Here is a 14,352-nt window from a genome sequence, read left to right as displayed (position 1 = left end):
CGATCATGAGCGATCGACCGTCCACCGCCTCGTACCTGTCGGAGCTGTTCTCGCTGGAGGGCAGGGTCGCGGTGGTGACGGGCGGCACCTCCGGGATCGGCCGGGCCATCGCCGAGGCCCTGGCGCGGGCGGGCGCGTCCGTCGTGGTCGTCGCGCGGCGGGAGGCCGAGCTGGCGGCGACCGTCCGGGACCTGGAGGCCCAAGGGTGCCGCGCCGCGTCGGTCAGCGCGGACCTCGGGTCACGGGACGCGGTCGCGCGGGCGGCCGAGGACGCCGCGGCGGCGTTCGGCGAGCCGGACATCCTGGTCAACGCGGCCGGGATCAATTTGCGCCCGCCGATGGACGAGCTCGGCGCCGACGTGTGGGACGCCACGATGGCGGTGAACCTGGACGCGCCCTTCCTGCTCGGCCAGCGGTTCGGTCCCGGCATGGCCGAGCGCGGGTTCGGGCGGCTGATCCACATCGCCTCGCAGCAGGCGTTCCGGGCGTCGGTCACCAGCGGTGCCTACGGGGTCTCCAAGGCGGGCCTGGTCGCGCTGGCCCGGTCGCAGGCCGAGGCGTGGTCGAGCCGCGGCGTCACCGCCAACACCCTCGTGCCGGGGTTCGTCATGACGCCGCTCAACGCCCGCCTGTCATCGGACCCGGCGATGGTGAAGGCGCTCGCCGAGCGGACGATGGTCGGCCGCAACGGGCTGGCCGACGACTTCGCGGGCGCCGCCGTGTTCCTGGCGTCACCGTCGGCGGCCTACGTCACCGGCCAGTCGATCTTCGTGGACGGCGGCTTCTCCGCCCACTAGCCGGCGTCCCGGGACGTCCGGCCGAACAGGCCGGTGGCCTCGACGGCGGCGACCGGGTCGGCGGCGTGCACGATGCCGCCCACGGGCCGCCCGTCCTCGTCGTGGACGCGCCATCCGCCGAGCTGCACCACGGGGATCCGGCCTGCCCGCATGGCCAGGGCGATCTCCGACAGCGTCCCCCACGATCCGCCGACGGCGATGAGCGCGTCGGCGGCGTTGACGATGACGTTGTTGCGGGCCTGGCCGAGGCCGGTGGGGACGGCGACGGTCAGGTCGGGCCCGGCGGCGGCGCGGTCGGCGGCGGGCAGCACGCCGACCACCGTCCCGCCGGCGGTGCGGGCGCCCGCGGCCCCGGCGGCCATCACGCCGCCGTGGCCGCCGCAGACGACCACGGCCCCGTACTGGGCGAGGATCCGGCCGGTCTCGTAGGCGTGGTCCCATTCCCGTTCGGTGCACTCGCCCGGCCCGCACACCGCCACCTGGACGGCCACGGCGGCGCTACTCCGCGCCGTGCCGGGCCGCGATCTCGTCGATCGTGGCGGCGAGGTCGAAGTCCTTGCCGGTGAGGCCGCCCGCGCTGTGGGTGGTCAGCGCGAACGTCAGGGTGCGCCAGCGGATGTCGATGTCGGGATGGTGGTCGGCGTCCTCGGCGGCGCGGGCGACGTCGGTGACCACGTCGATCCCGGCCATGAACGAGGGCGCCTTCACCCGCCGGCGGATCTCGTCGCCGTCCCGGCTCCAGGCGGGCAGGTCGCGGAGGCGGTCGGCGACCGCGGCGTCGTCGAGCGTGTCGGCCATCGGGGTCACTCCCTGGTCGTGGGCGCTGATGACCTTCTCCCTTCCCACCGCGGCCCGCCCGGTCACCCGATGCCGGACGTCAGGTCGCGGTCATGTCGTCTCCCTGCGGGTCAGCCGAGCCTGTACAGCCGGATGCCGGACGACGTGCCGCCGTACTCGCTCGCGTCGACGAGGGTGCCGTTCCGCTGGACCCAGGCGGTGATGCCGGCGTCGCGGCCCTCGGGCCCCCGCGTTCGCCGAGGAGGACGTAGCGGAGCTCGCCCTCCTCGACGTACCGCTGGAGCTTGGCGACGGTCATGGCCGGGTCGCCGCCGGTGAACCCGCCCATCGCGATGACCGGACGCCCGGTCCGCAGGATGATCGGAGACGCCTCCTGGCTGCTGGAGACCGCGACGAGCCAGCCGGCGCCGCCCTGGTTCTGCTCCAGGTAGGAGATCAGCCCCGAGTCCACCTGCCCGCCGATCCCGCGGCCGAAGCCCCGGGCCGCTGACCGCGCCCGTCCGGTGGCGGCCCGTTCTGACCGGACGGCGGCTGAGGCCCGCCGGGCATGCCGGGAGGTCCGCCCCGGCCTGGGCCGCCGGGACCGCCGAAGCCGCTCCCTGAGGACGGTCCGGCCAGCGGGTCGGTGCCGTTGGTCGGGGCCGACTCGGCCGAGGCGGCGTAGGCGCCCGGTCCGGCGAGACCGGCGACCATCGCGAGAGCGAGCCCGGCGACGGCCGCGCGCGTCCCGGCGCAGCGGACGAACCATCCCGCGAGCAGGCCGAGCATCGCCAGGACGGTGGCGGCGGCGACGGTCCACCGCAGCCACGGATGCCAGGACGGTGTGCGGTCCAGCAGCACGAACGCCCACGCGCCGGTGACGGCGACGCCCGCGGGCAGCCCCCACGCCCATGCGGCCGACCGCCGGTACGCCCCGAACAGCAGGACGGCCTCGGCGCCGGTGAGCGCGCCGATCGCGGGAGCCATCGCGGTCGCGTAGTAGGGGTGGAAGACGCCCCGGGCGAAGCTGAAGATGACGTAGTGGACGGCGAGCCATCCGCCCCACAGCAGGAACGCGCCCCGTGCGGTGTCGGTGCGGGGACGGCGCCGCAGCAGGATCAGCCCCGCGGCGAGCGCCAGGACAGCGAACGGGGCGGCCGAGCCCGTTGTAGCCGATGACCAGGTCCCAGGCGGCGCCGGCGACCCGGTACCCCTCGAACTCCAGGCTGCTGGCCAGCGACTCGCGCACCGCGGGCTCGTCGTCGACCACCAGGATCCGCGCAGGCCGCGCCCCCCCGCATGCCAAGCTCCATGGACTCACGGTAGGCACCGCCGACGGAGGCCCCGACCGCCGGACGGCCTTTTTCATGGTCTTCTCAGAATCTTCTGAGCGGCGGTTCAGGAGGCCTGGTCTCCGGGCGGGCCGGTCTCGCCGGTGACCTCGGCCCACACGTCGGTGCTCTCCACGCTCGCCTGGACGACGACGGAGCCCGTGGCCGGGACGGTGGCGGGGCGGGTGGCGGTGGTCCAGGTGGTCTTGGCGACGTCGACGACGACGTCGCGGGAGACGTCGACGATGATGCCGCGCAGGGTGTCCTGCATGGCGAGCTTGAGCGCGTCGCGCAGCAGCTCCCGCAGGACGGCCTCGATGGCGGCGGTGGCGGCGCGGGCGGCGGCCCGGACGGCCATTTCACGGGCGGTGCGGGCGACGGCGCTGCCCGCCGCGGCCGCCAGCAGTTCCCCGGCGCCGCGGGCGGCGTCGGACCGGCGGGCGCGCGCGGCGAGATCGGAGGCGGCGCCGGCGAGCGGGGCCAGCTCGGCGGCGACCCCGGTCTCCTCGGCGGTGTCGCGCAGGGCGGCGGCCAGGTCGCGGGCGGCCTGCTCGGCGGTCTCGCGGACCACGCGGGCGACGACGTCTCGGCCGACGGTCAGGGCGGCGTCGACCGCCGCGTCGGCGACGGTGTCCACCGCGGCGTCCACGACGGCCTTGGTGGCGGCCTGGACGACTGGCTGCGACGCGGTGGCGGTGACGGTCCGCCCGGCGACGTCCAGGGCGGTGGCGGTGGCGGCGCGGGCGAGGGGGCTGGAGGCGGCGAGGCGGCGCGCGGCGGCGGCCATGGGGTGGCGGGCGGCCTGCTCGGCGAGGACCATCGCGGCGGTCGCGGCCTCGAGCGCGCCCGCGGTGGCGGGGTTGGCCGCCGCGGCGGCGCGGGCCTCGGTGACGGCGCGCTCGGCGGCGTCCCGGGCGACCTTGACGGCGGCGTCGCGGGCGGCCTGCTCGACGGCCTTCATCGCGGGCGTCCCGGCCAGCCGCTCCAGGATGCGGGTGGCGGCGAGCGCGGCGGTGTCGCGGGCGGCGTCGCGGAGGGGCTCGCCCGCGGAGACCGCCGCCCGCGCGGCGGACGCCGCGGCCGGGGCCAGCCCGTCCCAGATCTCCTCCAGCCGCTCGGCGGCGGCCCGGTCGGCCCTGCCGGCCCGCTCCGCGAGCCCGCCCGGCCGTTCGTCGTTGTCCTCCACGGTCACGCCCCCTCATCGCGATCCGCCCATACTCACCATAACTTCCGATTGACCATGTCACTCCCCCGGTTTGACCCTCACCGCTCGCAGGACGCGCAGGGAGTGCGGGTGCGGCGGGCGTAGGCGCGGGCGGCGACGGCCATCCCGGCGCCCCACGCGAAGTAGGCGGGGACGGCCACCCAGAAGAACGCCTCCGGCAGGTCGAGACCACCTTCGGGCGGGAACGGGTTGCGGCCGTGGAGGCGCTCCCAGCACATCTGCACCAGCATCAGACCGAAGTAGACGACCAGGCCGGCGGAGATCGCGGCGCCGGGCCACAGCACCAGCCGGCGGGGCACGCGCCGCCCGGCCAGGCCGGGGACCCCGCGCGGCCACGCCCGCCCGAAGGAGTGGACGAGGGCGAGCGGCAGCAGGCTGCCGCCCAGCACGAACCCGGCCTCGAAGAGGATCACCGACGGGCCCTTCGACCCCGGCGACTCCCCGAACCCCACCGCGGCCTGCGCGGCGATGCGGGTGACGCATCCGGCGACGGCGAGGTAGGCGGCCCCGAACGCCCACGCGGGGGTGCGGGCGAGGGGGCCGGGCGCCGTGGCGGGACGTCCGCAGGAGGCGCATCCGGTGCGGGCACGGGCGGTGTAGGCGCGGGCGGACAGGCCGGTCATGATCCCGGCGCCGACGGCGGCGGCCCGCGACAGCGCGCCGAACGGGTAGAACTCGATGCCGAGCCCGGGAAGGATCCCGCCGACCACGTCGAGCAGCAACATCGCGCCGGAGGCGACGAGGCCCAGGGCGGTCGCCCAGGCCGCCGCCGTCACGGCCAGCCGGGGCACGCGGCCGAGACGGTCCGCACGTGTAAGCGCGAGCACGGACAGGACGGCCGCGGCGGCACCGCACAACGCGACGCTTCCCCAACCGGTGAACGCGACGAGGTCGTCCCCGATCGGTGACAGGTCGTCCGGCTGGTGACCGGACGACCAGTACACGCGCAGGATCCCGTAGGCGGTGACCCAGGCGAGCGCGACGGCCGGCAGGCGGTGTCCGAGGGTGCGGCCGCTGCCGGTGGCGCGGCCGGTGAACGCGGTGACCATGCACACGATCCTGCGCGGGGAGGCCCGGCTCGCGCCTCCCCGCGGTGGCCGATCCCCCTCCCCCGCGCGGGGGAACGCCTCGACCCGCTCGGCCCGGTAATCCGCTTGGCCGGGCAGGGTGGGGGCGGTAGAGTCGCGCCCGGAACCGAAAGGGAGGTGAGGACGTATGGCCGTTGCCGCGGTGGTTGCTGCCCGCAGCACTCAGCCAGTCCTTCTTCCCTGGGCCGCCGGCTGACCTCCGCGCTCACGCATCCGCGGCACGTCCACGCCGGGGCCCCTTCACGTGAGGGTTCCATTCCGTTGTCTTCACTGTTCGCGGGTTCGTCCCGTCTGGCCGCCTATGGCTGGGACGAGACCCTGGAGAACGCGTTCACCTCTCATCGCGCCGCGGGCCTGACGCCGGGCCGCGTGGCCGCCGTCGACCGCGGCCTGTGCGACGTGGTCACCGAGGACGGCCCCGTCCGGGCCTCCACGGGTACGGCCGCCGCGTCCGGCGACCCGCTCGCGGCGCCGTGCACCGGCGACTGGGCGGCGCTGGACCCGTCCGGACCGGACGGGCGGCCCGCCGTCGCGGCGCTCCTGCCGCGCCGCACCGCGATCGTCCGGTCGTCGGCGTCCCGCGACTCGCGCGGCCAGGTGCTGGCCGCCAACGTCGACACCGTCGCGATCGCCGTCTCCCTCGCCGCCCGCCTCGACCTCGGACGGGTCGAGCGCCTGCTCGCCCTGGCCTGGGAGAGCGGGGCGCGGCCCGTGGTCGTCCTCACCAAGTCCGACCAGGTCGCCGGCACCGCCGAGGCGGAGATCGAGGTCTCCGCCGCCGCCCCGGGCGTGGACGTCGTGGCATGCAGCGCCGCGACCGGGGACGGCGTCGACGCCGTCCTGGCCGTCCTGTCCGGGACGGTGGTCCTGGTCGGGCCGTCGGGCGCGGGCAAGTCCACGCTCGGCAACGCCCTGCTGGGCGGCGAGGTCCTGGCGACCGCGGCCGTCCGGGAGACCGACGGCAAGGGCCGGCACACCACGGTGCGGCGCGAGCTGCTGCCGCTGCCCGGCGGCGGCGTCCTCATCGACACGCCCGGCCTCCGCGGCGTCGGGCTGTTCGAGGCGTCCGACGGGCTGGAGCGGACGTTCGCCGACGTCGAGGAGCTGGCCGCCGCGTGCCGCTTCGGCGACTGCGCCCACCGCACCGAGCCCGGCTGCGCCGTCCTGGCCGCGGTCGAGGACGGGACGCTGCCGCGCCGCCGCCTCGACAGCTACCGCAAGCTCCTGCGGGAGAACGCGTGGGCCGCGTCGCGCAGCGACGAGCGGCTGCGCGCCGAGCGGGAGAACCAGCGCAAGGCGATCACCCGCTGGCAGCGGCAGATGTACCGGGAGCGGGGGCGGAACCGATGAGGTGGACGACGAGGCCGGAGACCGCGCGCGACGCCGCCGCGATCCGCGCGGTGGTCGACGCGGCGTTCCCGACCGTCCAGGAGGCCGATCTGGTGGACGCGCTCCGCGGGGACGCCGCCTGGGTGCCGGGCCTGTCGGTGGTCGCCGAGGCCCCGGACGGGCGCGTCGCCGGCCACGCGCTGCTCACGCGGTGCACGGTCGGCGGGGAGGCCGCGCTGGCGCTGGCGCCGGTGGCGGTCCTGCCGGAGTTCCAGCGGTGCGGCGCGGGCACCGCCGCCGTCCGGGCCGGGCTCGACGCCGCGGCCGGGCGGGCGGCGGCCGGCGCCGAGCGGCTGGTCGTGGTGCTCGGGCATCCGGAGTACTACCCGCGGTTCGGGTTCGTCCGCGCGTCGGGCCTGGGCGTCACCGCGCCGTTCGAGGTGCCGGACGAGGCGCTGATGGTGCTGGTGCTGGACGGGCCGGGCCCGGTGCCGTCCGGGACGGTCGGGTATCCGGCGCCGTTCGGCGTCTGACCGCCGAGGTCCCTGGCCCGCGGGTTGCGTCCGCGGGCCAGGGACCTTCAGCGTCCGCGGCGCCGGTACGTCCGCACCGACAGCGGGACGAACAGCGCCAGCAGGACCAGCGACCAGCCGATGCTGGCGGCGACGGGGTGGGCGATCGGCCACGCCGCGTCCCCGGTCGACACGCCAGGGTTTCCGAACAGCTCGCGGCAGGCGGCGGTGAGGGCGCTCACGGGGTTCCAGTCGGCGATGACCTGCAGCGGCTTCGGCATGCCGCCGGTGGGGACGAACGAGTTGGACAGCATGGTCACCGGGAACACCAGCGGGATCAGCTGGTCGGCGGTCTGGTCGTTCTTGACCACCAGGCCCAGGTAGCAGCCGGCCCAGCTCAGCGCATACCGCATCAGCGCCAGCAGCAGGAACGCCTCGGCGGTCTGCCAGACCCCGTTGTGGGCGCGCCAGCCGACGACGAGCCCGGCGACCGACATGATGACCATGCCGAGGATCCCGTTGAGGATCTCGGCGCCGGTCTGCCCGAACGGGACCGCCGAGCGGGCCATCGGCATGGAGCGGAACCGGTCCATGACGCCGCGGGAGGCGTCGGTGGCGACGCGCAGGGTGACGGCCATGGTCGAGGTGAAGGTGACCATCGCGAACAGGCCCGGCATCAGGTACTCGCGGTAGTTGCCGCCGCCGGGCACGGAGATCGCGCTGCCGAACACGTACCCGAACAGCACCACCATCACCGCCGGGAAGATCAGGGCGGCGATGAGCTCACCGGGTTCCTGGCGGATGCGGCTGATCTCGCGGCCGATGAGCGTGAGCCCGTCGGCGCACGCCCAGCGCAGCCGTCCGGACGGGGACGCGGGGGCGGTGATCGCGGTCATCGGACGGTCTCCTTCTCACGCTCGGGGGTGCCGGCGCCGTTTCCGGTGAGGCGCAGGAACACCTCGTCGAGGGTGGGGCGGCGCAGCCCGACGTCCCCGACGGCGACGCCCGCGCGGTCGATGTCGCGGACGACGTCGGCGAGCCGCACGGTCCCCGGCGGCAGCGGCACCGAGAGGCGGTCGCCGTCCAGCGCGGGGTACGCGCCGGCGAGGGTGTGCAGCAGGTCGGCGGCGGCGCCGGCCATGGCCCGGTCGGCCAGGACGACGTCGAGGCGGTCGCCGATCGAGGCCTTCAGCTCGTCGGGGGCGCCGGTGGCGATGACGCGGCCGTGGTCGATCACGGCGATGTCGTCGGCGAGCTGGTCGGCCTCGTCGAGGTACTGCGTGGTGAGCAGGACGGTGGTGCCGTCGGCGACGAGGTCCCGGATCGCGTCCCAGATCTCGCCGCGGCTGCGCGGGTCGAGGCCGGTGGTGGGCTCGTCCAGGAACAGCACCTGCGGGCGCAGGATCAGGCTGGTGATCAGGTCCAGGCGACGGCGCATCCCGCCGGAGTACCCCGCCACCTGCCGGTCGGCGGCCTCCATCAGCCCGAACCGCTCCAGCAGCTCGTCCGCGCGGCGGTGCGCCTCGCGGCGCGGCAGGTGGTAGAGGCGGCCGAACATGCGCAGGTTGCCGCGCCCGGTCAGCTTCTCGTCCACGGCCGCGTACTGCCCGGCCAGCCCGATGAGGGCACGGACCTGGTCGGGCCGGCGGGCGACGTCGAACCCGGCGATGCGGGCGTGCCCGGAGTCGGCGTCCGACAGCGTCGCCAGGATCCGCACGGCGGTGGTCTTGCCGGCTCCGTTGGGCCCGAGGACCCCGCAGACCGTTCCGGCGGGGACCGCCAGGTCGAGGCCGTCCAGGGCCTGGGTGTCCCCGAAGCGCTTGCGCAGCGACTCGGCCACCACGATCGGTTCGTCCGTCACGATCCCTCCTTCTGAGTACGGCGTACGCAGCTACGGTAAACAACCGAGTACGATGTACGCAACTAGGATGCTCGGAGACGGACGGCGAGGAGGTCAGGTGGCAGGCGGCGAGCGGTCCGGCGGAATCTGGTCGATCCCCGAACGGCAGGGCCGGGGGCCGCGGCCCGCCTACAGCCGCGCCCAGATCACCGAGGCGGCGATCCGCATCGCCGACGCCGAGGGCCTGGAGGCGGCGTCGATGCGGCGGATCGCGGCCGAGCTCGGCACCGGCGCCATGTCGCTGTACCGCTACGTGCCGTCCCGCGACGACCTGATCGACCTGATGGTCGACCACGCCGCGCTGGAGATGGACATCCCCGACCGTCCGAGCGGCGACTGGCGCGCCGATCTGACGCTGATCGCCGAGAACACCCGCGTGGTGGGGCTGCGCCACCCCTGGCTCGCGGGGCTGGTCCGCCCGCGCGCGACGTTCGGCCCGAACCGGCTGCGGCTGATGGAGTTCGCGTTCGGCGCCCTCGACGTCGGCATCCCCATCGACGACATGCTCACCCTGATCGAGATGCTGAACGGCTACGTCGAGCGCGCCGTCCGCGGCGAGATCGCCTGGAGGCAGGAGAGCGAGCGCGGCATGACGCCGGAGCACTGGATGATGGAGAGCGGCCCCTACGTCAGGAAGCTCCTCGACACCGGCCAGTATCCGATGTTCAAGCGCATCGTCGTGGACGCGCGCCTGCCCCACATGACCACCGAGGAGCAGTTCCGCTACGGCCTGGAGCGCGTGCTGGACTGCATCGCCAGCGCCCTGCCGCCGGACAGGACCGGAAAGGCGTAGACCCGGCGGCGATCACACCGGCGAGGAGCGGCGTACGCGCCGCGCCTCAGAGCGGGAAGAGCTTGGCGTAGGGGGCGAGGATCCGGACCGTGCGGGCTCCGAAGTCGACGAGGACGGCGTGCGCCTCCACCTCGGTGACGCGGCCGAGGCCGTACTTGTCGTGGGTGACGCGGTCCGCCACGCCGAACACCTTGGCGGGCGGGGCGGGCGGCGGTGGCTCGAAGGGGCTGGTGGGCAGGTGTCGCCGCCGTGCGGCTCGACGGGGTTTCATCACCGCCAGTATGCGCCCCTCCGGGGCGTTGCGGGACCCGGATCCGCTTTTGATCTGGAATTCTCCCGCGCCGCCCCCCCGGGAATCACCGGGGCGTGTGGTAACGTTCGGTGCAGTTGCGGTTCCCAAGCATTTGCGTGCGCCTGCGGATCTACCACAGGCGCACTTTTTGTTTTTCTGGATCTTCCGGATGGGTCATCGCGGCGTCCTCGGACCCACAAGGTGTGGGACCGGGACAGAGCAGAAGGAGATGACCATGGCCACCGGCACCGTCAAGTGGTTCAACGCCGAAAAGGGCTTCGGCTTCATCGAGCAGGACGGCGGCGGCGCCGACGTCTTCGCCCACTACTCCAACATCGCGGCGCAGGGCTTCCGCGAGCTCCTGGAGGGCCAGAAGGTGTCCTTCGACATCACCCAGGGTCAGAAGGGGCTGCAGGCGGAGAACATCGTCCCCGCCTGATTTTTTTCGGCGGCGCGGCGGGTGCCCCTTGAGGGCTTCCCGCTGCGCCGCCTTGTCGCGCAGCGGAGCACTCCTCGACAGGTGCTATCTGCGAGGAAGGTTCCACCTTGCCGTTTTCTGACCGATCGAATCGATCATCCGGCCGGGGCCGCACCGCGCGGTCCCGCCCCGGCCGTCACCGCCAGGGCACCCGCCCGGACGGTGACGGCGGGCGTTCGCCCGCGACTCCGGGCCTCCCTCCGGTCACGTCCTTCTCCGAGCTGAGGATGCCGCCGGAGCTGCTGGCGTCCCTGACCCGCGAGGGCCTGACCGCGCCGTTCCCCATCCAGGCGGCGACGCTGCCGAACGCGCTCGCCGGCCGGGACGTCCTCGGCCGCGGCCGCACCGGGTCCGGCAAGACCCTCGCCTTCGGCCTCGCGCTCCTCGCCCGCCTCACCGGCCGGCGCGCCGAGCCCCGGCGTCCCCTGGCCCTGGTCCTCGTGCCCACCCGTGAACTGGCCCAGCAGGTCACCGAGGCCCTCACCCCGTACGCCGGCGCCGTCCGCCTGCGGCTGCTCAGCGTCGTCGGCGGGATGTCGATCGGACGGCAGTCCGCCGCTCTGGCGCAGGGGGCGGACGTCCTGATCGCCACCCCGGGACGGCTCGCCGACCTGATCGAGCGCGGCGACTGCCGCCTCCAGCAGGTGGAGATCACCGTGCTGGACGAGGCCGACCAGATGACCGACATGGGGTTCCTGCCGCAGGTCACCCGCCTGCTGGAGCAGACTCCCGCCGGCGGCCAGCGGATGCTGTTCTCCGCGACGCTGGACGGCGACGTCGACAAGCTGGTCCGGCGGTTCCTCACCGACCCGGTGACGCACTCGGTCGACCCGCCCGCCGGGGCCGTCACCACGATGGAACACCATCTGCTGCACCTCAGCGACACCGACAAGCACGAGACGATCGCGCACATCGCGGCCCGCGACGGCCGCGTGATCATGTTCGTCGGCAAGAAGCACGGCGCGGACCGGCTCGCCCGCAAGCTGGCCTCCCGCGGCATCCGCGCCGCGGCCCTGCACGGCGGCAAGACCCAGTCCCAGCGCAACCGCACCCTCGCGGGCTTCCGGACGGGCGACGTGGCCGTGCTGATCGCCACCAACGTCGCCGCGCGGGGCATCCACATCGACGATCTCGACCTGGTCGTCAACGTCGACCCGCCCGACGACCACAAGGACTACCTGCACCGCGGCGGGCGCACCGCCCGCGCCGGGCGGCCCGGCACCGTCGTCACCCTCGTCCTGCCGCACCAGCGCCGGGAGACCGACGCGCTGATGGCCGCTGCCGGCATCACCCCGCGGGCGAGCGAGGTACGGCCGGGCGACGGCGAGCTCGCCAGGATCACCGGCGCGCGCTCCCCGGGCACCGGCGCCCCGGCACCGGTCGGCGAGTCGCGCCGGAACCGCTCCGGCGGCCGGCGCCGGCGCGTATCGTCAAAGAACACCTGACCTGCGGTACGCCGGGCGATCCGCGCCATGCCGGTGGCATGAGCGCGGGCACGCTGGGCACCAATCCGATGAGGTGACGATTCGTGCCGTCCGGCGCCGCCGGGCGCGGGTCCGCGGACCCGGAGCATGTTCGTGATCGGAGACGCACATGACGATCCTTCCCGGCCCCGGTGCATCGCGGCCCGTCGCGCACACGGGCCGATGGCAGCTGCCGAGCGGGCGGGCGGCGGCGGGCCACGTCCGCTCGATCGTCCAGAACGCGCTGCACGTGTGGGAGCCGGGTCCGGCGGCGGCGAGTCTCACCGATCGGCTCGCGCCGCTGCTGCAGGACTTCGTCGCCCGGACGACCGCCCGGTGCCGCGGCTCGCTCGTCCTGCGGCTGGAGCTGCACGCGCCGACCCGCCTGCTGCTGGGAGAGATCCTGCAGCAGACGGCCGGGGGTCCGTCCGGCGACGACGCGGCGGACGGCGAAGGCGGACGCGGGGCCCACATCGCCGCCATCGCGGTCACCTACGGCAGGCGGCCCGCCCGCGGCGACGCGGGCGCCTGGTACGCGCACGCCTTCGTGTGGCCGTCGCTGCCGCTCAGCTACGGGTGACCGGTCCTCAGAGGATCCGGGAGACCGTGTAGGCGACGCCGCCCTCGACCAGGTACCCCGAGCCTGCGCAGACGATGCCGTTCAGCCATGCGTACTGATCGGACCCGGTCTCGAAGAGCGGGTTGGTGCGGAAGTAGTAGCGGGCCGGGTCGACCCGGTGGCGTTTCTCAGGGTCGGCGATATCGGCCCGCAGCTCCGGCGGGACGACCCAGCGTCCCCCGTAGGTCATCTGCACCAGGGCGCCGTCGTGGGTGCGCAGGGTCAACCGGACGTCCAGCATCATGGACCCGTCCGGGCGGAACACCGCCCAGTCACCGCCGCCCGCCAGTACGTCCCCGCGCAGGTCGGGGCCTTCGAACGTCCCGCCTGCGCTGCCGAACAGGACACGCTGCCCGGACGGCCCGCCGATGACGAGCGGAGGCTCCAGGTCGACGACGATGTCGAACAGGTGCTCCGTCTCGATCCCGCCGATCGGCTTGATGCGTGGGTCGGAGGTCACCGCACGTCCCCCGCCACGGCGTCCCCGAACAGAAGCTTCCGGACGGCGTCGGTCGACACGCCGCTCTGGGCGCACAGTGACGCCAGGTCGAAGAAGAACGTCTCACCGGCGATCAGGTCGTCCTTGAACGTGAACCGGATGAACACGGGCAGCTCTGCGCGGCGGCCGTTCGGCACCACGCCGAACCGGTCGCCGGTCATGGTCATCCGCACCGTCCCCCAGCACACCAGCGAGTCCGCGTCGGAGGCGTGGCCTTCCAGCTCGACGTCGTAGTCCGGGAAGGCAGTGAAGAACAGCGTCAGCACTTTCTCGTTCTCGGCCGCGCCCCTCGCCTTCGTGCCGAAGGCGGGGGTCTCCAGCACCATGTCGCGGTGGAGAAGCCGCATGGCCGCGGGCACGTCCTGGCGGCTCTTCGCCACGGCCAGTGCCTGCGCCAGCTCGATCATCCGATCTCCGTCCATCGGCCCTCCTCTGGTGTGCGGCCGCTTTCCGGGTTCGGAGTTAAACATACGATCGGTCGTATGTCTACTTTCCGCGTATATGGCAGGATGGCGCCGATGAACGACGCAGCGGTGACGGACGGGCGCCTGGTGCGCGGTGCGCGGACGCGGCGGACCGTCGCACGCCACGCCGTGGACGTCGCGTCCCTCGAAGGGCTCAACGGGCTCAGCCTCGGGCGGCTGGCCGGTGACCTCGGGCTGTCCAAGAGCGGCATCCAGACGCTGTTCAGGACGAAGGAGAACCTGCAGCTCGCGGCCGTCGAGTCGGCGGCCGAGCAGTTCGCCGAGGCGGTCGTCGCTCCTGCCCTAATCGAGCCTCCCGGCGTGACCCGGCTCCGCGCCCTGATCGAGCGCTGGATCGTCTACGTGGAAACGCCGCTGTTCACCGGCGGCTGCTTCTGGGCGGCGAACCTGCCCGAATTCGACAGCCGCCCCGGGCCCGTCCGCGACGCCCTGTTCCGCCAGCACGACGAGTGGCTGTCCGTCCTCGCCGGCGAGCTGCGGCACGCCGCCGGAGCCGGCGAGATCGCGGAGCTGGACGCCGACCTGGCCGCCTTCCAGATCGACGCGGTGCTGATGTCCGCCAACACCGCCCTGCGCGCCGGCGACACCGGAGCCGTGGCCAAGGTCCGCCAGGTGATCGGCGGCCTTCTCGCCCGCTGAAGCGCCGGACGGGCGGGCCGCCCGGTCAGCTCGGCGCCGTCCCGCGCTTCCGCACGAGGGGCTGTCGTCAGATCCCAAGGAGGCGTTCACCGCCGTCGCCGAGCACTACGGGCGGCAGACACCTG

General features: G+C 74.4%; 19 protein-coding genes. 8 read left to right on the top strand and 11 right to left on the bottom strand.

Going from position 1 to position 14,352, the window contains the following annotated elements; genetic code table 11:
- Window positions 1-5: 5 nt before the first annotated feature.
- Window positions 6-797 carry an SDR family oxidoreductase gene (locus tag ABGB11_RS10805; protein WP_347631447.1) on the top strand — a complete coding sequence of 264 codons (792 nt, stop codon included), beginning with the start codon at window positions 6-8 and terminating at the stop codon, window positions 795-797.
- Here ABGB11_RS10805 and ABGB11_RS10800 read toward each other — a convergent pair.
- The 6 genes from ABGB11_RS10800 to ABGB11_RS10775 form a co-directional block, all read right to left on the bottom strand.
- Entirely contained in the window at window positions 794-1,288 is a 495-nt protein-coding gene (locus ABGB11_RS10800) for a TIGR00725 family protein (RefSeq protein WP_347631446.1), read from the bottom strand. The two genes, ABGB11_RS10805 and ABGB11_RS10800, sit on opposite strands and share 4 nt — an antisense overlap.
- 7 nt (window positions 1,289-1,295) lie before the next feature.
- Window positions 1,296-1,595 (bottom strand): 4a-hydroxytetrahydrobiopterin dehydratase, encoded by a 300-nt coding sequence (locus tag ABGB11_RS10795; RefSeq protein WP_347631444.1) that lies wholly within the window; start codon window positions 1,593-1,595, stop codon window positions 1,296-1,298.
- Window positions 1,596-1,674: 79 nt separating this feature from the next.
- The gene (locus ABGB11_RS10790; protein ID WP_347631442.1) at window positions 1,675-2,046 is read right to left on the bottom strand and encodes a hypothetical protein; all 372 of its coding nucleotides are present in this window, start codon (window positions 2,044-2,046) and stop codon (window positions 1,675-1,677) included.
- Window positions 2,031-2,561, bottom strand: a complete 531-nt coding sequence (locus ABGB11_RS10785) for a hypothetical protein (RefSeq protein ID WP_347631440.1) — start codon at window positions 2,559-2,561, stop codon at window positions 2,031-2,033. The genes ABGB11_RS10790 and ABGB11_RS10785 overlap by 16 nt, the downstream gene beginning before the upstream one ends.
- Before the next feature lie 411 nt (window positions 2,562-2,972).
- Window positions 2,973-4,097, bottom strand: coding sequence for a hypothetical protein (locus ABGB11_RS10780; RefSeq protein WP_347631439.1), 1,125 nt, complete (start codon window positions 4,095-4,097; stop codon window positions 2,973-2,975).
- Window positions 4,098-4,168: 71 nt separating this feature from the next.
- Window positions 4,169-5,179 carry a hypothetical protein gene (locus ABGB11_RS10775; protein WP_347631437.1) on the bottom strand — a complete coding sequence of 337 codons (1,011 nt, stop codon included), beginning with the start codon at window positions 5,177-5,179 and terminating at the stop codon, window positions 4,169-4,171.
- Window positions 5,180-5,479: 300 nt separating this feature from the next.
- On the opposite strand from ABGB11_RS10775, the gene rsgA reads away from it, so the two are divergent.
- Together rsgA and ABGB11_RS10765 are read left to right on the top strand one after the other, a co-directional pair.
- Window positions 5,480-6,568, top strand: coding sequence for a ribosome small subunit-dependent GTPase A (gene rsgA / locus ABGB11_RS10770; protein ID WP_347631435.1), 1,089 nt, complete (start codon window positions 5,480-5,482; stop codon window positions 6,566-6,568).
- Window positions 6,565-7,080, top strand: coding sequence for an N-acetyltransferase (locus ABGB11_RS10765; RefSeq protein WP_347631434.1), 516 nt, complete (start codon window positions 6,565-6,567; stop codon window positions 7,078-7,080). Before rsgA ends, ABGB11_RS10765 begins: the two co-directional genes overlap by 4 nt.
- Window positions 7,081-7,127: 47 nt before the next feature.
- On the opposite strand, the gene ABGB11_RS10760 is transcribed toward ABGB11_RS10765, so the two are convergent.
- Together ABGB11_RS10760 and ABGB11_RS10755 are read right to left on the bottom strand one after the other, a co-directional pair.
- A complete protein-coding gene (locus ABGB11_RS10760; RefSeq protein WP_347631432.1) occupies window positions 7,128-7,955 on the bottom strand; it encodes an ABC transporter permease in 828 nt (275 codons plus the stop codon).
- Window positions 7,952-8,920, bottom strand: a complete 969-nt coding sequence (locus ABGB11_RS10755) for an ATP-binding cassette domain-containing protein (RefSeq protein WP_347631430.1) — start codon at window positions 8,918-8,920, stop codon at window positions 7,952-7,954. Before ABGB11_RS10755 ends, ABGB11_RS10760 begins: the two co-directional genes overlap by 4 nt.
- Before the next feature lie 97 nt (window positions 8,921-9,017).
- On the opposite strand from ABGB11_RS10755, the gene ABGB11_RS10750 reads away from it, so the two are divergent.
- Window positions 9,018-9,752 carry a TetR/AcrR family transcriptional regulator gene (locus ABGB11_RS10750; protein WP_347631429.1) on the top strand — a complete coding sequence of 245 codons (735 nt, stop codon included), beginning with the start codon at window positions 9,018-9,020 and terminating at the stop codon, window positions 9,750-9,752.
- Between the two features lie 46 nt (window positions 9,753-9,798).
- Here the strand turns inward: ABGB11_RS10750 and ABGB11_RS10745 are convergent, their stop codons facing one another.
- The gene (locus tag ABGB11_RS10745; RefSeq protein WP_347631427.1) at window positions 9,799-10,023 is read right to left on the bottom strand and encodes a hypothetical protein; all 225 of its coding nucleotides are present in this window, start codon (window positions 10,021-10,023) and stop codon (window positions 9,799-9,801) included.
- Between the two features lie 256 nt (window positions 10,024-10,279).
- On the opposite strand from ABGB11_RS10745, the gene ABGB11_RS10740 reads away from it, so the two are divergent.
- The 3 genes from ABGB11_RS10740 to ABGB11_RS10730 all read left to right on the top strand — a co-directional run bounded on the left by ABGB11_RS10740 (window position 10,280) and on the right by ABGB11_RS10730 (window position 12,565).
- Window positions 10,280-10,483 carry a cold-shock protein gene (locus ABGB11_RS10740; RefSeq protein WP_347631425.1) on the top strand — a complete coding sequence of 68 codons (204 nt, stop codon included), beginning with the start codon at window positions 10,280-10,282 and terminating at the stop codon, window positions 10,481-10,483.
- A gap of 266 nt (window positions 10,484-10,749) precedes the next feature.
- Entirely contained in the window at window positions 10,750-11,967 is a 1,218-nt protein-coding gene (locus ABGB11_RS10735; protein WP_347631423.1) for a DEAD/DEAH box helicase, read from the top strand.
- Between the two features lie 148 nt (window positions 11,968-12,115).
- Complete coding sequence (locus ABGB11_RS10730) at window positions 12,116-12,565, top strand: hypothetical protein (RefSeq protein WP_347631421.1); 450 nt, start codon at window positions 12,116-12,118, stop codon at window positions 12,563-12,565.
- 7 nt (window positions 12,566-12,572) lie between these two features.
- On the opposite strand, the gene ABGB11_RS10725 is transcribed toward ABGB11_RS10730, so the two are convergent.
- On the bottom strand, window positions 12,573-13,064 hold the full coding sequence (locus tag ABGB11_RS10725; RefSeq protein WP_347631419.1) for a DUF3237 domain-containing protein: 492 nt from the start codon (window positions 13,062-13,064) through the stop codon (window positions 12,573-12,575).
- Window positions 13,061-13,525 (bottom strand): ester cyclase, encoded by a 465-nt coding sequence (locus ABGB11_RS10720; RefSeq protein ID WP_347631417.1) that lies wholly within the window; start codon window positions 13,523-13,525, stop codon window positions 13,061-13,063. The genes ABGB11_RS10725 and ABGB11_RS10720 overlap by 4 nt, the downstream gene beginning before the upstream one ends.
- 96 nt (window positions 13,526-13,621) lie before the next feature.
- On the opposite strand from ABGB11_RS10720, the gene ABGB11_RS10715 reads away from it, so the two are divergent.
- Window positions 13,622-14,227, top strand: coding sequence for a TetR/AcrR family transcriptional regulator (locus tag ABGB11_RS10715; RefSeq protein WP_347631415.1), 606 nt, complete (start codon window positions 13,622-13,624; stop codon window positions 14,225-14,227).
- Window positions 14,228-14,352 lie beyond the last annotated feature (125 nt).

The organism is Actinomadura sp. B10D3, assembly GCF_039871695.1.
Taxonomy (GTDB): Bacteria; Actinomycetota; Actinomycetes; order Streptosporangiales; family Streptosporangiaceae; genus Spirillospora; species Spirillospora madurae.
This window is presented reverse-complemented; position numbering and strand designations above follow the sequence as displayed.